Source organism: Flectobacillus sp. (genome assembly GCF_049240685.1).
Taxonomy (GTDB): Bacteria; Bacteroidota; Bacteroidia; order Cytophagales; family Spirosomataceae; genus Flectobacillus.
Window position 1 is genome coordinate 50,143 of record NZ_JBMLSD010000259.1, and the last position, 19,890, is coordinate 70,032.

Annotated in this window: 14 protein-coding genes and 1 pseudogene; 9 read left to right on the plus strand and 6 right to left on the minus strand. The window is 38.4% G+C overall.

The features are described 5' to 3' along the window. Positions 1 to 366 precede the first annotated feature (366 nt). On the plus strand, positions 367 to 4,593 hold the full coding sequence (locus ACOVQ4_RS12075; RefSeq protein ID WP_421820896.1) for a gliding motility-associated C-terminal domain-containing protein: 4,227 nt from the start codon (positions 367 to 369) through the stop codon (positions 4,591 to 4,593). 169 nt (positions 4,594 to 4,762) lie between these two features. Here the strand turns inward: ACOVQ4_RS12075 and trpA are convergent, their stop codons facing one another. Further along, positions 4,763 to 5,539 carry a tryptophan synthase subunit alpha gene (gene trpA / locus ACOVQ4_RS12080; RefSeq protein ID WP_421820897.1) on the minus strand — a complete coding sequence of 259 codons (777 nt, stop codon included), beginning with the start codon at positions 5,537 to 5,539 and terminating at the stop codon, positions 4,763 to 4,765. A gap of 69 nt (positions 5,540 to 5,608) precedes the next feature. Next, complete coding sequence (locus ACOVQ4_RS12085; RefSeq protein ID WP_421820898.1) at positions 5,609 to 6,970, minus strand: UDP-N-acetylmuramate--L-alanine ligase; 1,362 nt, start codon at positions 6,968 to 6,970, stop codon at positions 5,609 to 5,611. 397 nt (positions 6,971 to 7,367) lie between these two features. Between ACOVQ4_RS12085 and ACOVQ4_RS12090 the strand changes: the two genes are divergently transcribed. The 3 genes from ACOVQ4_RS12090 to ACOVQ4_RS12100 all read left to right on the plus strand — a co-directional run bounded on the left by ACOVQ4_RS12090 (position 7,368) and on the right by ACOVQ4_RS12100 (position 9,697). Next, a complete protein-coding gene (locus tag ACOVQ4_RS12090; RefSeq protein WP_421820899.1) occupies positions 7,368 to 8,849 on the plus strand; it encodes an arginine decarboxylase in 1,482 nt (493 codons plus the stop codon). A 118-nt stretch (positions 8,850 to 8,967) separates the two neighbouring features. Then, on the plus strand, positions 8,968 to 9,099 hold the full coding sequence (locus ACOVQ4_RS12095; protein WP_421820900.1) for a hypothetical protein: 132 nt from the start codon (positions 8,968 to 8,970) through the stop codon (positions 9,097 to 9,099). Positions 9,100 to 9,310: 211 nt separating this feature from the next. Continuing rightward, positions 9,311 to 9,697, plus strand: a complete 387-nt coding sequence (locus ACOVQ4_RS12100; protein ID WP_421820901.1) for a MerC domain-containing protein — start codon at positions 9,311 to 9,313, stop codon at positions 9,695 to 9,697. A 189-nt stretch (positions 9,698 to 9,886) separates the two neighbouring features. On the opposite strand, the gene ACOVQ4_RS12105 is transcribed toward ACOVQ4_RS12100, so the two are convergent. From ACOVQ4_RS12105 to ACOVQ4_RS12120, 4 genes are all read right to left on the minus strand, one after another. Then, entirely contained in the window at positions 9,887 to 10,276 is a 390-nt protein-coding gene (locus ACOVQ4_RS12105) for a hypothetical protein (RefSeq protein WP_421820902.1), read from the minus strand. A 40-nt stretch (positions 10,277 to 10,316) separates the two neighbouring features. Further along, entirely contained in the window at positions 10,317 to 10,826 is a 510-nt protein-coding gene (locus ACOVQ4_RS12110; protein WP_421820903.1) for a hypothetical protein, read from the minus strand. A 326-nt stretch (positions 10,827 to 11,152) separates the two neighbouring features. Continuing rightward, positions 11,153 to 11,803, minus strand: a complete 651-nt coding sequence (locus ACOVQ4_RS12115) for a hypothetical protein (protein ID WP_421820904.1) — start codon at positions 11,801 to 11,803, stop codon at positions 11,153 to 11,155. Between the two features lie 49 nt (positions 11,804 to 11,852). Continuing rightward, the gene (locus ACOVQ4_RS12120; protein WP_421820905.1) at positions 11,853 to 12,398 is read right to left on the minus strand and encodes an RNA polymerase sigma factor; all 546 of its coding nucleotides are present in this window, start codon (positions 12,396 to 12,398) and stop codon (positions 11,853 to 11,855) included. Between the two features lie 273 nt (positions 12,399 to 12,671). Between ACOVQ4_RS12120 and gatB the strand changes: the two genes are divergently transcribed. The 5 genes and pseudogenes from gatB to ACOVQ4_RS12145 form a co-directional block, all read left to right on the plus strand. Next, positions 12,672 to 14,129 carry an Asp-tRNA(Asn)/Glu-tRNA(Gln) amidotransferase subunit GatB gene (gene gatB / locus ACOVQ4_RS12125; RefSeq protein ID WP_421820906.1) on the plus strand — a complete coding sequence of 486 codons (1,458 nt, stop codon included), beginning with the start codon at positions 12,672 to 12,674 and terminating at the stop codon, positions 14,127 to 14,129. A 202-nt stretch (positions 14,130 to 14,331) separates the two neighbouring features. After that, a complete protein-coding gene (locus ACOVQ4_RS12130) occupies positions 14,332 to 15,486 on the plus strand; it encodes a redoxin domain-containing protein (protein ID WP_421820907.1) in 1,155 nt (384 codons plus the stop codon). Between the two features lie 163 nt (positions 15,487 to 15,649). Continuing rightward, positions 15,650 to 16,450, plus strand: a complete 801-nt coding sequence (gene proC, locus ACOVQ4_RS12135) for a pyrroline-5-carboxylate reductase (protein WP_095166149.1) — start codon at positions 15,650 to 15,652, stop codon at positions 16,448 to 16,450. Positions 16,451 to 17,038: 588 nt separating this feature from the next. Next, entirely contained in the window at positions 17,039 to 19,450 is a 2,412-nt protein-coding gene (locus ACOVQ4_RS12140; protein WP_421820908.1) for a ribonuclease R family protein, read from the plus strand. Between the two features lie 154 nt (positions 19,451 to 19,604). After that, positions 19,605 to 19,890 (plus strand): annotated as a pseudogene (locus tag ACOVQ4_RS12145) (DDE transposase); the annotation flags it as partial.

The following is a 19,890-nucleotide window of genomic DNA, read 5'->3' on the forward strand; positions in this document are numbered from 1 at the left end:
TTAAATCATAACTAACTGTATTGAGAAAGGTAGAAATAGATTTTACTAACATGACCCGATTTGACTACAAAAAGCTGCTAGAATCGTATTTTTATATTAAGTTTTAACAAAAAAAGACCTTTTTGAAGGTAAAAAAGCGTTTTAGAGTTTACTTTAAAATTAATATCCTACTTATTCGTTAAATTATATAAAAATTACCTCAAAATATCTCTGGAACATAAAGTTATGTAGTTTGTTTATTCAATAAATGATTTTTTTTCTACAAAACTGGTGCCATCTCTGCGTATATATACAACCCTTTAATTGAGTTGTCGGTCTATTAGAGTAAATTGGTAAGATGAGTATCACGACATAGATAACGAACAAATGTTAAATTTTGGTAAAACATATCTTCATTTTTTACATATCCTTTTCGGACAGCTCCTCATTTGGATTGTTTGCAATAATGGTATGGGGCAAACGACAAGTAATCCAGACTATATTGCCGTAAAAAACCTTTGTTTGTCCGAATGTTCTGACTCAACTGCTGCCACTCAGTTTCGTGACTTGCACACCTCCAAAGCAACAAGTGTTTCTTGGAACTTTGGTGACCCAACCAGTGGAAACAAAAATACCTCTACTCGACTAAACCCTGCTCATTTATACAACACACCTGGCACTTATACAGTCACGCTTACTCGAAACGAGGCGTCAGGCCCGGCTGTGTACACCAAGGTTATCACGATTAATCAGCCTCCTCGACCATTTTATTTAGGAAATGATCCTTCTCAGCAAGATACCACCATTTGTAAAGGAGATAAACTCAAGCTTGACCCCTACCGAACAGGTGGTGCCGAACCTCAGTTTAAATACCTGTGGTTTCCAAAAGGCGATACGACACAAACAATTTTAGCAGACTCTACAACTTGTTATTCAGTACAAGTAACAGATACCTTGACGGGGTGTTCTGCCGAAAATAAACTTAATGTCAAACTTTGTGTACCTCCTCCTCCGCAACCTCCCAAGGAATATTGGTATTTTGGACAAGGGGCTGGTATTCTGTTTCAAAATGGAGAACCAACCGCCGATGACAATGGAAAAACAGATTCAATGGAGGGTGTAGCCGGAATAACAGATCCGAAAGGAAACACCATCTTTTACTCTGATGGTAAAAACGTGTACCGAACCGATGGCACATTAATGCCTTCTGTATCTTCGAGTATTCCTTTGGCTGGTAGCTCTTCGGCTACACAAGGGGTCGTGATTGTACCTGTACCTTCGTGTAAAGGCTGTCAATCCACCTACTATGTATTTACAACAACCGATGTAAATGGGAATAAACAGCTTACCTACTCTATTGTAGATATGCGCAGAGATGGAGGTTTGGGCAAAGTTATTGAGAAAAATATTCCTTTAGATACCAACAGTACCACCGAAAGTATCGCCTCTGTATATGTACCCAAAGATTCTACATATTGGGTAGTAAGCCACGACTACGGAGATAGTACCTACCGTATGTATCGTGTAACGAAAAATGGGGTTTCTATTTCTAAAACTATTAGTATTGGTGCCAAAATAGACTCGGTTGGCAAAGCGCAGGGATATTTAAAGTTTTCGCAAGATGGTACCAAAATGGCGTATGTAGTACCTGGACCAGATCGAAATTATGTAGAAATATACGATTTTGCAGATTCAACGGGGGAGATTTCCAATAAAAAAGTCATCGATTTGGGCAAAGCACCTCCAACATTGTACGGAGCTGAGTTTTCGCCAGATGGAAATAGTTTGTATACAAGTCTAACCGCAGGAGTAACAACGCTTCCTCCTGCCGATCCATCCATCAAGTCTCAGCTATTACAGTTTGACTTGACATCTAAAGACTCTGCAACAATTAGCTTATCTCGAAAACTAATTGACAGTACGGCCACCCAGAATTTTGGCGCATTAAAAATTGGCCCCGACGGCAAAATTTATATGGCTGTTCAGGGTAGTACTCACTTGGCCGTAATTGGACAACCTAATATCATTTTACAAACAGGTAGCAAAGTTGATACTTTAGAATACAATCGGCGTGGGTTTGACTTGGCAGGCAAACTGAGTCAATTAGGCTTACCGAATAATACTACTGTAAATCCAGACCAAGATCAACAGTCGGGTATCTCAGTAGGTGATACCTGTTTGGGTTCGCCTACTCAGTTTCAGGCTAATCATCTTTGTGGAGAAAAACTAAAAAATACCAAAACTCTCTGGAAGGTTTACAAAGGTCCAGCACCACAACAAGGTCAACCAGAAACCTCCTCACCTGTTGCAACTCTTGGTGGAACAGGATCTGACCGAGATTTGCAGGTAAGTACCACCTTATCTGAGCCTGGGCTATATCATGTTACTGTTACGATGGCCAATCGTTGTAAATCTGATACAACTTTACCTGCGCAAGAGTTTACCATAAAACCAATGCCTAATCCTGATTTGGGCAACGATATTCAGCTATGTGAGGCAAGCACAACCTTAGACTCAAAAAATACAGTACCTAATAGTCGCTACTTCTGGATAAAAGATGGAGGTCTTCTCTCTGATACGCTTTCGACCTTGAACGTTACACAATCTGGTACCTACAAGGTACTTGTTGAAAGTAATGGTTGTATCAAAGAAGATGAGGTAAAAGTAGTTTTGGCTCAATCTCCTCCATTTGCATTGACAGATACTACAATCTGCCAGAATAGCTCGATAGTATTAAACGCAGCTATACCGAGTCTTAATAACTCCACAACCTATTTATGGAGTACAGGAGCAAGAACCCCATCCATAACGGTTTCGACTACAGGGCTGTATAAGGTTACGGCTACCACTTTGGTAGGTACCGTTCCCTGTGTAGTGAGTGATGAAATACAAGTGACGGCTCGTCCAAAAGCAACGTTTACTGCTAGAACAACCAATCCGACAGCCTGTAATGCGCAAGATGGAGCCATTAGCTTAGTCAACTTTTCGCCACTAGATACTTACAATTTTATCTGGAAGAAAAACGGTACCACCATCCCTAGTTTAAGAGGTAGTAGTATATCCGCACTAGGCGCAGGGATTTACCAAGTCAGCATTAGCAGTCCTAATACTTGTTATCAAACAGCTGATTATAACCTACAACCTACCAGATTACCTAATGCTATAATTACCACACAATCAAGTCCTGTAACATGCTTGACCGATGGTAGTATAACCATTAATTTAGGAGCTACAAACCAATTTATTCCTGCAAAATATGTCCTTTTACAAAAGGTAAATGATGTATTTAGTCAGATAGGTACTGGTGATATGAGTGGTATTTTTATAAAAGATAAAACCTATCAAATAGCGAATCTGGGAGTTGGAACCTACCAAATTGTCCTCGAAACGGTAGAGGGATGTCAGTATACGACTTCTCCTATTACCCTTTTGAAAGTAGCAAGTACCCAATTAAACATTGAACCTCCCGTCATAAAATGTGAAGGAGAAACAGTTACTTTAACCCTAAATCAAACGCCAACAGGAACAGTGCTTTGGAGCACAGGAGCAACCACTCCTACTATCAACGTTCAATATGCTGGTACATACAGTGTAACGGTTACATCGTTGGATGGGAAATGTAATAATTCAGCTCGTACAACTGTTACTTTTAGGGCAAGCCCAAGAGTAAGTGTTGTAGGACCATCTTTCTTATGTATAGGAGCTACCCCTGTACAACTACGTGCCACGCCTGCGGGAGGTACATGGAGTGGCTCGAGCACAATCAGCGCAACAGGTTTGTATACACCTGCAACTTTTATAAAAACAGAAACTATTAGCTATAGCTATACCCAAAATGGTTGTACAGGAAAAGGAAGTACAAATATTTCGACCGTGGCTAAGCCTTATGTAGATTTGGGCGAAGATGTTGTTTTTTGTAAAAACTCATCCGTCATCATTGGTATTCCAACAGACCCTAACTGGACTTTTAGATGGAATACTGGTGAAAGTACGCCGCAAATCTCCCCAACCAGATCTGGCAATTATACCTTATTGGTTTCAAATGGTGCTTGTAATGCCAACGATGATATCAATGTAAATATCCTCCCTATCCCTTTTAGTAGCCTCAAATCGGAGGTTCCATTATGTCTAGCAGATGGAAATGAACTAGAGCTAGATCCAGGGAATGCAGGAAACACATGGAGATATGAATGGACACCTACTGGCGAGACTTCCCAAAAAATCAAAGTTTCTTCAGTGGGTAATTATACCGTTCAGATAACAAACCAAGAAGGTTGTAGTATCAAAGCAAGTACTTGGGTGTATGACTTATGTGTGCCAGATATTATTGTTCCCAATATCTTTACCCCAAATAATGACGGATATAATAATACTTTCAAAATTTTTCCTAGACATATTTTAAAAGAAGGTTTTTCGCTAAAAATCTACAACCGTTGGGGCGAATTGGTATTTGTATCGTATGATTGGGAGGATGAATGGGATGGTAAATTTAGAGGTGTTTTGGCACCACCTAATAGCTATGCTTGGGAGATAACCTATCGCCCCGAATATCCTGAGCCAAACGTAGGCACTCCACTACAAGTAAAACGTGGTGCAGTAACAGTGGCGTGGTAGCAATGAGTGAATTAGTGAATTGTGAATGAGGGATTATTTACATGTCCAGCATTTTATCATCAAAAAAGCGGTCGAAAAACAATTTTCGACCGCTTTTTTGATAGATATCTGATTTTTAAGTTACTGAATTAGGGAGCAATCACTCATTCACAACTCACTCATTCATAACTTATTCTCCTTTTACTGATTTTACAAAAGCACTAATATCAGCTGATAAATCTTTTGCTTCTGTCACAACTTTGATAAATGCACTACCAATAATTGCACCTGCTGCGTGCGATGATGCTTTTGTGAATGTAGCGTTATCCGAAATACCAAAGCCAATCAAACGAGGATTTTTCAAGTTCATGGCATTGATACGACTGAAGTAAGCCTCTTGCTCATCAGAAATACCCGATTTTGCTCCTGTAATACTTGCCGAAGATACCATATAGATAAAGCCTTCAGAAATAGCATCGATATGACTAATACGGCTTTCTGAAGTTTGTGGCGTAATTAAGAAGATATTTAAAATGCCATATTTCTCAAAAATTGCTTTATAATCCTCTTCATACACGTCGGCAGGAAGATCTGGCAAAATCAAACCATCCACTCCTACTTCTTGGCATTTTTTACAAAACTCCTCAATCCCAAACTGCAATACTGGATTGATATAACCCATCAGCAAAATTGGTACTTTGATAGCTGGACGAATGCCAGCAAGTTGTTCAAACAACAACTTTACACTCATTCCATTATCCAAAGCTACTTGATTGGCATGTTGAATTGTCTCACCATCCGCAACTGGGTCTGAGTAAGGCATTCCGATTTCTACTAAATCAGCACCGCTCTCGTCCAAAGCCTTCAAGATGATTGTTGTATCGTTGAGTTGTGGATAACCCGCTGTAAAATAAATATTGAGTACGTTATTTTTCTTTTGTTCAAAAAGCTGAGTAATACGATTCATGATTGTATAAAAGTTCAATAAGTACAGCAAGCGAACGTTCTGTTCATCTTCCCAAACTGTACCATAATTTTACGAAAGTATTTGACTAGATAATTCTTTGAAATCCAGACCATCAAAGGTCCCCGACGACATCATCAGTAAGTTTGAGCCGCGCCATCGCTTGCTCAAAAGGAAGGTCTTCAGAGACTGGTTATCAGTAAATACTTCGAGATTGCTGTTCGCAAAATTTGCTTTAACTTCTTCTACACTAAGCGCTGGCATCTTTTTGTGTTCAAGGGTTTTAGGACTGAAATATACAACTGCGGTATCAGCTCCGTCCAACTTGTGAGCATACTCTTTCAAGAAGTTTTTGTTCAAACTACTAAAAGTGTGTAACTCCAAGCAAGCTACCAAATGACGGTTGGGATACTGTCCTTTGAGCGCTTTGGTTGTCGCCTCCACCTTAGATGGTGCATGAGCAAAATCACGATAAAACACCGTTTCATCGTTTTGTCCTACTAGCTCTAAGCGCTTGGCAGCTCCTTTAAACGAAGCAATTGCTTCATAAAACTGCTCATCTTCGATACCAATCTGGCTTAGTATCAAGCGTGCGCCATTAAGATTTTTGAGATTATGCTCTCCAAAAACCTCGATTGCTAGTTCTTTTTTATCAGGTAATTGTAAAAAAGTCTTTCCATTTCTCACCACCGCAGGGTGAGCTTTGTAGGCATATTTCTGAATATCAGCATATTCTTTTTGACCCAGTGTATTTACCAACGAATCTGTTTCGTCATAAATCAAGCTACCAGATTTTGGTAAATCTTGCGCCAAGAGTTCAAACTGATGCACATAGTCCTCAAATTGAGGATATACATTGATATGATCCCAAGCAATTCCCGAAATCAAAGCTACGTGCGGGTGGTAGTGCAAAAATTTTGGACGGCGATCAATAGGTGACGATAGGTATTCGTCGCCTTCAATCACAATCACAGGAGCATCCGAAAGTTTGGCCATAGTCTCAAAGCCTTCGATACGAGCACCTACCAAATAATCAAATTTGCGATTGTGGTATTTCAACACATGTAAAACCATTGACGTAATCGTAGTTTTACCATGGCTACCAGCAATCACCACTCTTTGCTTATTTTGGCTATTTTGATAAATAAATTCAGGATATGAGTAAATTTTCACCCCCAATTCTTGGGCTTTCAACAACTCAGGATTGTCTACTCTGGCATGCATCCCCAAAATTACACAATCCAAATCTTCTGAAATCTTCTCAGGGAACCAACCAATTTCGACTGGTAATAAGCCACAAGCTGCCAATAAGCTACGTGAAGGCTCATATATTTCATCGTCCGAACCAGTAACTAAATAACCATTATTATGCAGATCGATAGCTAAATTGTGCATCGCTGCCCCCCCAATAGCAATAAAGTGAACTTTTTTCATAAAATTTTAACTCGAACTTTCCAGTTCAAAACATTGTTCGTTAAAAAGATTGTGGTTTTGGATTTGCTATGACTTTTCCAAGAAACTAACTAACTGATAATGAATCATTTTCAAGAAAATCCATGGATTACTCACTTGAATTATTTATCGATACAACTCTTTGATAATCAAATAATTTGACAGAATGATTTTATCAAATTGTGAAATAAAAATAAATCCAAATTAGATTCTTGCAAAGGTCATACTTTTATTGCACTTTTGCACGTTTTTTATGAGTAAACTCCGCAAGTCGATTTTCGTTAGTAAAATTTCTTGCGGTTTTCGTTTCTTAAGACGAATACTCACAAACTTAAATAATTTCGAACATAAAAACTCGCTTTATGCTTTTCGCAGTAGGATGAAAAATTACATTGACCTCATTGACCAGACGATTGAGTTTCCAACTCTTGAGTTCAACATTGACGAAAACAACGAATTAATGTTCAACAACGTACCGTTGATGGACATCATAAAACAATACGGAACTCCGCTAAAAATCACGTATTTACCCAAAATTGGTGAGCATATCGAAAACGCCAAGCGCATGTTTAAGAATGCTATCAAAAAGTACAATTACAAGGGAAATTATACGTATTGTTACTGTACAAAGTCTTCGCATTTTAGATTTGTGGTCGAAGAGGTTCTGAGTCATAATGTTCACCTCGAAACATCCTCTTCTTACGATATTCCTATTATTCGCAAGCTATATGATGAAGGTAAGATTTCAAAATCTACCTATATCCTTTGCAATGGCTACAAGTTGCCTTTATATACTCAATACATCAGTGAGCTGATAAATGAGGGCTTTAATTGTATTCCTATTTTGGACAATCTCAAAGAAATTGATTTTTATGATAAATCAGTAACTGCCGAGACGGTCAATTTGGGTATCCGCATTGCCACTGATGAAGAGCCAGATTTTGCTTTCTATACTTCGCGTTTGGGGCTTCGCTACTCTGATGTGATGGATTTGTATAAAAACAAAATTCAGAACAGCAGCAAATATAAGCTCAAAATGTTGCACTTCTTTATCAATACTGGTATCAAAGATAGTGCTTACTATTGGTCAGAATTGAGCCGCTTTATTTACAAATATTGTGAAATGAAAAAAATCTGCCCAGATTTAGATTCTATCGACTTGGGTGGTGGCTTGCCGATTCAAACTTCATTGCAATTCAATTACGATTACCAAGCAATGATTGACGAAATCGTCGAATCTATTTCATGGATTTGTAATAAAAACAACGTGCCTGTTCCAAATATCTTTACAGAATTTGGTTCATATACCGTTGGCGAAAGTGGTGCTGTTTTATACGAAATCATTGACCAAAAACTCCAAAATGACAAGGAATTATGGTACATGATTGATGGTTCGTTTATTACTCAATTGCCAGACTCTTGGGGTATGAACCAAAAATATATCATGCTTCCTGTAAACAACTGGGGCTCGCCTTATCAAAAAGTAAACTTAGGTGGTTTGACTTGCGACTCGATGGACTTCTATAACACCGAAGCGCATAGTTCAGATTTGTACTTGCCAATTTTTGAAGAAGGTCAAGAGCGTCAATATGTTGGATTTTTCCATACAGGTGCCTACCAAGAGTCTCTAGGCGGCTATGGAGGTATTCAGCACTGTTTGATTCCTGCACCAAAACACGTATTGGTGGATCGTCTTGAAGATGGTACTATTACCACACAGTTGTTTGCCTCAGCGCAAGAAAGTCATGGTATGCTTAATATTTTAGGTTATGGTTCTACCGAAAAAGCAGAAGCACAAGCAACTGTACTAAGTCAAGAAGAAGTAAAACACGCTGAAAATCTGTCTCTTATCGAACAATAATTTTGTGGATATTAGAGTTTAAGCTTGAGAGATATTTGTATTTTTGTAGTTATATGACTTTTATAGTTTTATCTGTATAAAATACATCATTGGTATCAACTTTATAAAATTATATCTCATGAAAAGAGCTACAGTTATTTTGGTTTTGTTGGCAGTAGTAGCAATAGCAACCTCTTGTGGTAGAAAAAACAACTGCCCTGCTTACGGTACTACAAGCATCGACAAGCCAGCTTACAAAGGTCGTAACTAATCATTGCGGCATTTTCAAAACCTCTGTTTCTGTTAAAAATAGAAATAGAGGTTTTTTCATTATTGACTCAGCTGAACTACACATTCATTTGCCGACTAGCTTCGCCTTCAACACTAATAGTAAAAAATACTTACGTTAGGGAACAAAATATCATCAGATAGATGTTTGCAATATTGTTGCATTGTATTAATTTTGCAACAGTATTACAATTATGCATCACTCTCATTCACATAACGAAACACCCATCGAGAAAGTAGGATTCTATCTTTCGGTCATCTGTGCGATTCATTGCATTGCTACTCCTGTAGTAATGACAGTTTTGCCTTATTTGGGAAGTAGTCTTTTTCATAATCATTCTTGGGAAATTTGGTTTATTGGAGCAAGTGTTGCTTTGGCTGGCACATTATTAATTGCGGACTATCGCAAGCATCATTCTATTGTACCTTTGACCTTATTGCTTGGAAGTTTAGCCGTAAAAGGTATCGAACTCTTATGGACCGGCGAACAGTATGAATTTTTGACAGGATTCGTTGGTGCGATTTTGATTGCTTCTGCTTATTATTTCAATTGGAAAGCAAAGGCAAGTTGTTCGTGTTAGAAGTTAGGTAAGTGAGTTTTGATTGAGCCAATGAGTGATTATATTAAGAGATATATTCTCGTAGTAGAGACGCAATGATTGCGTCTTATGCTGAGTAAAAATCTAGTAAAATAGCATTAAAAAAGCGGTCGGAAAATTATTTTCGACCGCTTTTTTATTACACTCAATTAGGGATAAAGCATCAATTACTTACTTGGTTACGCACAAGCCATTCACGCAATCTACTGTTGGAATGGACATAATGGCACAGTCTGATACTCGACTATATTTGATATTAAGCTGGCGTTCGTATTCGGTATAATCATTGATTTTTTGAGTCAAAACCTTTTCATCTACCTTTCCGACCGAGTATACGATAAACTGAGTAGGGCCACCACAAGCCTTCGAGCCCATCGACATTACACGGCATTCGTCGCCAGCACATGCTTTGTTTTTAGCATAATCTTTGATTTCGGCTCCCATTTGGGTTAATTTTTGATAATCCATTTCCTCTTCTGTCAGACCATCCTCCCCTAATCCGCTTTTGGAACAGCTCCACATAAGGCTTCCAGCTAGCGCAAACATCATTAACTTTTTCATAGCATTTATTTGTTTGTAGTTTATTACTGTTTTGAGGTTTTTACTTACTTTTAATAGTGGCCACTTCAACCATCAATTTTTGATGTGAATCAATCATGTCATCCAATCGCCATGCTTTCAAGGATTGACTTGTTTTGACTTGAACATATAACATTCCACCATCGGCACAGCCCGGGCAACCTACCGTCTGAATAGCCTGTCCATTATCGTTGATAGCCCTCAAATGGCTTTTTATTTTCTGAACAATTTGTTCGGCCTTTGCTTTTTCTGTAGAACTTAATTTATACCCTTGAAAACGATAGTTTTCAGCATTTTTACAATAAGCATTACTTGTATCGGCATATAACTGATCGCCTGCATACAAATATAGCCCTGTGGTGCGACAGCCCCAACCTAAACCAACATTACCGAAAACAATGTATTCACTCAGATCATTTTTGGTCAAATCAATCGTTTGATTTTTGAGTACATCCGAGTCTACAATGCTACTTGAACTCGAAGCACAACCCAAAACACTAAGTATGATTGATACTATCAGTAGATTTTTCATAAGTAAAACAAGTTATAATTTAATGGAATATTAGTAATTGGTATAGACTTTAGGCTGTAATCGGCAAAATATATCTATTGTTACAAAAAAACGATTTGGCCATCTTTGCCTGTTGCCTTCAATACAAAACTTAAATCTAATACAGCACTCATATTTAAGTAATCGTGCAGAATTACATTTAAGTTTTGTGTTTAGGGACAAGGCAACAGGCACAGCGTGTTAAAATGTTTTTATTAACCACAGCTATGCTTTTTCCCAAAGCCCACCGCCGAAAGCCGATACCTGAAAGCCTAAGCACAATCTTAAACTTTATTTTGTCCATTAACTTAATACACCCCAGCACCGACAGTGATTTTAACATTTTTCAAAAAGCCTTTTTTCTGTGTTTTGACTGGAACAAGTGGTTGTGGTTCAAAATATGGCGTTTGAACAGTTGGAATGGTGATTTCCTTTATTCTATAATTTTCTTGCAAATTGCCATGAACTACGGGTATTTCTTTAGTGGTGGTAGGTGATATAAAAGTGATAGAGTCCACTACCGATTTTTTCACAAGTTCTTCTGCTACTATTGGCTGTGTTTCTATCAGAGCTTTATCTTCCTCAATTCTTGGTGTTTCGGGTGCTATACTTTTCTCAACTAAGATATGATTCTCTTCCTGCATTTTTTTGGCAGTAGTTATAGGCTTTATCATAGTTTGTTGCTGAACGATAGGCTGTTCGGGTAAATCTTGGGTGTTATCCTCCTCTGGTTTCAAGAACCATGCACCTACCAGCACCACTACTGCTAATCCAGCAGAATAAAGTCCCCAGGCACTACTAGACGCCCCACCACTCGCATCTGGTGTGGACGACGAAGGAGCAGACTGCTCCAAGGACGCTTCTATGCCATCCCATACCCAGTCGGATGGGGTCATAGAGGCATCATCGAAGGCGTCTCGCCATTGGTCCTCAAAAGAATTGTGTGATGAATTATCCATTATAGTGATTTTATCAGTAAAGATTTTGTCATATTATTTAATTTGTGCTTTATCCTACTTTATCGTACGAAAGTTGTGTTTGTAATAACTGTTTTGCTCTGGAGTATTGCGACTTTGAAGTTCCTTCCGAAATACCCAACATTTCAGCAATTTCATGGTGCTGATATCCTTCAATTGCATACAAGTTAAATACAGTTTGGCAACCCTTTGGTAATTTGTGAATCATCGCCAATAATTCCTGAAAATGAATTCCTTCGATACTCGTGCCTTTATCTGAAAAATGGTTTTCAAATTCGGCTACATCCGACATATCCTGCCAAGGCTGTTGAGCTCGAATATGTTTGATGGCGGTATTTACAACAATTCTTTTAATCCAAGCGCCAATCGTACTTTCACCTCTAAAGCTAGCCAAGTTTTGAAATATCTTTATAAAAGCTTCTTGAAGAATATCCTCCGCTTCGGCCTTGCTTTGTGCATAGCGTGAGCATACCACCAACATACGCGATGCGTAAGCCTGATAGAGCTTTCGCTGTGCAATGCGGTCGTTTTGCAAACAAGCGTTTATGAGGTCTTTTTCAAGTTCCAATGTATTCAATGTGTTTTTATAAGCTTACGGACAATACATACAACGCCTCTGGGCATTACGAAAATGTGTTTTTTGAACATTTTAATAAAAGAGTTCTTCTCTAACCAAAAGGTTGGAACAAAATGATTTATTTTTTGAAAACCATCAAATTTCCAATCACTTAGCCTTGCTGGTTATACCGAGCCATGCTTTTTACTATCTTTGTGGACGATTGTTCCACAAGGCAGAAACTTTTTTACAAAAATACAGAAGATTCTTGCCTCAAACTGAAATTAATATTCTGTGAACCAAGAAATTAGAAACAAATATGAAGTTGTTATTGGCCTAGAGGTACACGCTCAACTTCAAACAGAAAGTAAAATTTTTGCGGCAGACTCTGCGTCTTTTGGAGCTGCGCCTAATACACATATTTCGCCTATTACGCTAGGACACCCAGGTACTTTGCCAAAACTTAATCGTAAGGCGGTGGAATACGCTATCAAAATGGGCTTTGCTGCTGGCTCAAAAATATCTGAATATCAATATTTTGACCGCAAAAACTATTTTTATCCTGACCTTCCAAAAGGGTATCAGATTACCCAAGACAAAACGCCTATTTGTATTGGGGGTGGTGTAAAAGTAAAATTGTCTACAGGTGAAAAAGTCGTACGCTTCCACCATATCCACTTGGAAGAAGATGCAGGCAAATCTCTTCATGCCGAGGGTTCGAGCGACAGCCTTATTGACTACAACCGTGCAGGTACGCCTTTGATTGAAATGGTAACAGAACCTGAAATCAAGTCGTCGGAAGAAGCTGCACAATTTATGACCGAAGTTCGTAAGCTTGTAAGATACTTGCATATCTGCGATGGTAACATGGAAGAAGGCTCATTGCGTTGCGATGTCAATATCTCTGTAATGCCAGTTGGTAGTAAAGTTTTTGGTACAAAAGTTGAAATCAAAAACATGAACTCGATTCGCTTTATTCAAAAAGCCATTGATTATGAGGTAGTTCGTCAGATTGAGGCCGTAGAAGCTGGTGAAAAAATCATTCAGGAAACACGCAACTTCGACCCTGCCACTGGACGTACCTCGGGTATGCGTGAAAAGGAATCGATGAACGACTATCGCTATTTCCCTGAACCAGACTTAGTGCCTCTACATATTTCGGAAGAGCTACTCACCCAAGTAAAAGCTCAAATGCCTGCTTTGCCTTGGGAGCTTTTCGAGAAGTTTACCAAAACTTATGGCTTGCCAGATTATGACGCTGGTGTATTAACAGATAGCCGTGAAGTAGCCGAATATTTTGACGCAACTTGCCAGTTTACCAAAAACTACAAAGCTGCCTCAAACTGGATTATGGGTACGGTAAAATCATACCTCAATGACAATCACTTGGAAATTGAGCAATTGACTGTTACGCCCGAAAAGTTAGCACAACTTATCAATCTGGTAGACGAAGGGAAAGTGAGTACATCAACAGCCTCACAACAGATTTTCCCTGTAATGGTAACGGATACATCGGCTAGTCCACTGCAAATTGCTGAAGCAAAGAATTTGATTCAACAAAGCAATACCGACACACTTCAGTCGTTAATTGATGAGGTTTTGGCAGCCAATCCAGCCAAAGTAAAAGAGTACAAAAATGGTAAAAAAGGGTTATTAGGAATGTTCATGGGTGATATCATGAAAAAATCAAAAGGCTCGGCCGACCCAAAAGTTACCACAGCACTTTTACAAAAAACACTAGACTCGCTCTAACACGAGCTTATAGGGAAAAGGCTGTCGAATAAACAAAGTATTCGATGTCATTCGAAGCAAATGATTCTGGAATCACTTGCTGAAAGCCTTTCGCCAACAGCTCAAATATTCCAAAGGCATTTATTAGACATTCATTACGATTGTATTTTTGTAAAACGTCTAATAAATGCCTTTTATCCTTTTATCAGTTACCGCTTTATTTATGAAAAAATCAATTTTGAGTATCCTCAGCATTCTGCTTGGATTCTCGATGGTAGCACAAACCTCAGCCCCCAAAAAAGCTCAAATCACAGGGAAAGTACAAAATGTAGCTCCCGACAAAAAAGTCTATCTCCAAATGATTAATGGTCGAGGCACGGCTGTTAATATCGACTCTGCCCATGTAGACGCCAATCACACGTTTAAATTCAACACTCCTATTACCGAGGGAGGAGGATACTATCTGGTAAACTTTTTCAATATGCCCTTAAGTCAAAAAATCTTACTGATTCTTGAAGGAGGCGAAAAAGTAGAAGTATTAGCCGATGGAATGGATACTCCTCAGGCAAGAGGTAAATTCCAAATTAAAGGAGATTCTAAAAACGTTCAATATTTCAACCAAATCATCAAAATCAATCAAGAGTTACAAACTAAGGTTGAAGGTTGGAACAAACAAGTAACCATTGCAACAGAGAAAAAGGACGATGCTACTTTACAAAAGATTCAGAATGATTTTCAAAACGCTCAACAAATTACAGTAGGTAAAATCAAAGCCTTGATTCCAGAAATGGGCTCTGAGTTGGTAGCGCTCTGGACAGCTGGCAATTTCCTAAATCCTGAAACAGATATGGATTTATTAGAGCAAGTAGCTGAAACTTTCAAAAAAGAAAAAGCTAATTCGCCTAACCCACATATCAAATCGTTCTTGGAGCAAATCAAGCGTATGAAAGGTGTTGCCATTGGTTCGGAAGCACCCGAAATCGCCCTCAAAACACCTCAAGATAGTTTAGTAAAACTTTCTTCGATGCGTGGTAAGTATGTATTGATTGACTTTTGGGCAAGCTGGTGCGGACCTTGTCGTCGCGAAAACCCAAATGTTGTAAGAATTTACAACCGTTTTCATACCAAAGGTTTCGATATTTTGGGTGTGAGCCTCGACCAAGAAAAAAATGCTTGGGTTCGTGCCATTGAAAAAGACGGGTTGGTTTGGCAACAAGTATCCGACCTTCAATTCTGGAATAGCGTTGCTGCAGCAGCCTACGGCGTAAGCGCAATTCCTGCTCAGTTTTTGATAGATAAAGAAGGAAAGGTAATTGCTAAATACACAGGAAGCTCAGCCGAATTAGAAAAAAAATTAGAAGAAATCTTTAAAGATTAATTTTCGTAATAAATACTTCGCCCATCAAGCAAACATCAACCTGACAATATTTTATCAATACTGTCAGGTTTTTTGTTGTAATTTTGTTCCACAAAACTGAAATTCAGCTGATAACCAAATTCATAATCATTTTTAATTAATTTTTGACCAAAAACAAACCATCATGAAAGTAGCTATTGTTGGAGCGGGTAATATGGGAATGGCCTTTGCCAAATCTTTTATTCAATATGATTTAGTAAAAAAAGAAAACCTATTCCTAATCGAAAAAAATGCTGCCAGAGCCGAAGCGCTTCAATCAGAAAAAGCAGGTGTTGTGGTAGATACTATCTCTCCTAAAGTTGGAGAATACGATTTAATCATCCTTTCGGTTAAGCCCCAAGACTATCCAACAGTTTCTGAAGAACTTAAAAAAGTAATCCAGCCCAACCAAATTATTTTGAGTATCATGGCTGGTATTTCTATCGATAAAATACAGGAATCCCTTAATCACCGAATTATTGTAAGAGCCATGCCAAACACTCCTGCATTGTTGGGAATGGGGATGACTGCTTTTGCTGCTTCTGGAGATATTACATTGAGCCAATTAAAGAAAGTTGAAAACTTGATTAACTCTACTGGTCGTGCGGTGTTCTTAGAGGAAGAATCTCTGCTCGATGCCGTAACAGCGTTGTCAGGTAGTGGTCCTGCTTATTTCTTCTATTTGGTAAAAGCTATGATAGAGGCAGGTAAAGAAATGGGCTTTGAGGACTCTATGGCAGCATTATTGGTAAAACAAACAATGTTGGGCTCATTTCACCTTATCAACAATGCCGAAAAGAGCCTCGACGAACTCATTAAGGCTGTCGCGTCGAAAGGTGGAACCACCGAAGCTGCACTCAAGCGGTTTGAAGAAGGTTTATTAGCTCAAAACTTAAAAGAAGGTATTTTTGCAGCACAAAAAAGAGCAACAGAACTTTCTAAATAATATGCTTTAGGCTATAAGCCATAGGCATTAGGTCTATACGAAGGATTTGAAATTATTGCTGATTTCGGAAATATAAAAACCTACCTTAGTTTTTTGTAAAATATGAATCAAAAAAGTGGCTTACACTTCCGAAATTCAACATCCTAAATCCAAAATAGTTTGAAATCCTTCGTATTCTACTAATATAGAACCATTCTTCATTGGCACCAGAGTAAACCAATTTCATATAAATATTGTCATATATACAAGAATAATCGTAAATTAGAACTATTCGTGCATAGTATAGAGCGATTTAGTATAAAAGTGACTTTGTGATTTATTATTTGAAAACTAGCAATTCATACAAAATAGGTAATGATTTCGGCTTTTTCACCACCGAAATGCCTTTTCTCAAATCCACAATCTACTTATTGGTATCATTTTAGCTCTTACTCATATAGTGGCTAAGCACTGTCTGTTCTAACTGGAAGTTAGAAGCCTCAAGATTTTAGATTTTATCAAAATCATAAAAACAGCTATTTATCTATACATTATTTCTCATTTTTTAACTGAAACAATCCTTTTCTTAAAAAAGGTAATTATATATCAATGAATAAACCAAAAAAGAGCAAAGAAGAAAGATTTCGTGAATCTGTAAAAAAGGAAATCTTATCGTTCTTCGAACTTAATGACGACCGTAGTTGGTCGCTTAATCAAGTTAATAAAGCTTTTGCCGTTCGTGACCGCAGTACAAAAGAACTTTTTGCTACACTAGTTGAAGAACTAACTAAAGACAAAAAACTGATTCGTCAAAAAGAAGGCAATTATATCATAGACCGTGTCACTGAATTTGTGACAGGAAAAGTTGACCACGTCAATGCTCGATTTGCATTTGTGGTAGTAGATGGTCGTGAGGATGATGTTTGGGTTTCGAACCAAGACCTTAATGGGGCTATTGATGGCGATATTGTCAAAGTGTTGATTTCGGCAAAACGTAAGAAAGGCTCTGATCGTGCCGAAGGTGAAGTAGTGGAAATTTTAGAACATGGTCGCTCCGAAATTGTAGGAACTATCGAACTACTTCCTAATTACGCCTTTGTAACACCAGATTCTAAGCGTTTGTATCAAGACATTTTTGTGCCAAGAGAAGCACTCAAAGATGTAAAACATGGCGATAAAGTGATTGTGAAAATCACGAAATGGCCTCTTGGCGAACGCAAAATGGAAGGTGTCATTCAGGAAGTATTAGGTAAAGCTGGCGAAAACAATACCGAAATGCATGCTATTTTAGCCGAATTCGGTTTGCCATACCATTTTCCTGATGGTGTCGAACAAGAAGCTGAAGATATCTCAGAGAAAATTCCTGAAGCAGAAATTGCCAAACGCAAAGATATGCGCGGCATTACCACCTTCACTATTGACCCAATAGATGCCAAGGACTTTGACGATGCCTTGAGTTTTGAACAACTCGAAAATGGTAATTATCAAATTGGTATCCATATCGCCGATGTAACGCATTATGTTCAGCCAAACACTATTTTAGAACAAGAGGCATTCAAGCGTGCCACATCGGTGTATTTGGTCGACAGAGTAGTACCAATGCTTCCAGAAAAACTTTCGAATGGCTTGTGTTCGTTACGTCCCAACGAGGACAAACTAACCTTCTCTGCCATTTTTGAAATTACATCGAAAGGCAAAATCAAAAACGAATGGTTTGGTCGCACAGTTATTCACTCTGACAAGCGTTTTACCTATGAAGAGGCTCAAGAAGTATTAGATTTGAATAATCCTCCTGCCGAAGTACCAGCTACTGTCAACGAAACTACAGAAGCTGCGACACCCGTAGAAGAAGTAAAACCTAAACGTGGCCGTAAGAAAAAAGTAGAAGAGCCAACTACGCCAGACGTTCCATTTTTGCATGAATTGACGGTTTTGAATAACCTAGCGCATATTCTTCGTGCCGAGCGTTTTGCTAATGGTGCAGTAAACTTTGAAACAGTTGAAGTAAAATTCAAGTTGGACGAAAATGGTAAACCTTTAGGTATCTACCAAAAAATCCGTAAAGATGCTCACAAGCTTATCGAAGAATTCATGCTTTTGGCCAACAAACGTGTGGCTGAGTATGTGTATAAACTTCGTAAAAAAGAGCCTCGCAATACCATGGTGTATCGTATTCACGAAGCACCAGACCCTGAAAAGCTTCGCACATTTTCTACCTTTGCCAAGAAATTTGGTTATTCGGTAGCCACAGAAGCCGCTCAAATCAGTAGTTCATTCAATCAACTGATGGAGGGTATTGAAGGAAAACCAGAGCAGAACATTTTGGAAAGTTTGGCGGTGCGTACCATGTCCAAAGCCAAATATAGCACCGATCCTATTGGTCACTTTGGTTTGGCATTTCCGTTCTACTCACATTTTACCTCCCCAATTCGTCGTTATCCAGACATGATGGCGCATCGTATGCTACAGCATTATCTTGACGGCGGTGATCCACTCGAAAGAGCTGCTTGGGAAGTAAGATGTAAACATTCGTCTGAAATGGAAAAACTTGCGAGTGAAGCCGAACGTGCTTCTATCAAATACAAGCAAGTAGAATACATGAGTATGATGGAAGAAGAGCGTGTTTGGGATGGTATCATTTCGGGTGTAACCGAGTTCGGTATTTTTGTAGAAATTACAGAAACTGCATCAGAAGGTATCGTTCGTATGGTTGACCTAAAAGATGACTTCTATGATTTTGACAGAGATAACTTCCGTATTGTAGGACAGCGCAACGGCAAAGTATATACCTTTGGCGACAAAGTGCAGGTACGAGTAAAAGAATGTAATTTAGCTCGTAGAACGATGGATTTATTGCTAGCAGGTGCTAATGAAAGCCGTGGTGGTGGTAAAAAAGACAAAGAACGCTTTAATTCTCGTCACAGATCAAAATCTGATTCTCGAGGTAGAGATAACAGAAAAAAAGATTATAAAGGTGGCAAAGACAACAAGCATGGCAATGACCGTAAGAAACGTAAATAAGATTTGAGCAAGACGCTCTAACAAGGCTTCCCTTTAAGGGTGTAAGTGATTGGTTTTCAAGTATTTTTATTAAAAATTAATCCCCGAAAATGCACAAATTTGGCATATTTCGGGGATTTTTGTATTTTAGTTGTGCGACCAAATTAAAATACTTATGCAATATACACTTTTTCCTCTTGATTCTCCAAATTTCACTAAATTGTATTTATTCAAGAATAATACAGATTTAGGTTCTATTTATCAGACTATAGATTGGTCATCTTTGGTAAAGCTTCTTCCTGAGAAAAAAACCATGGTAGGAGCTCACTCTTGGCTTCCACCACAAGGTTACTTCGGACTTATGTTTCTTAAACATTATCTAAAACTAAGCGATGAGAAGTTATTGGAACGATTCAATACTGACTGGGCAATTCAGATGTTTTGTGGCACATTACTGCCTG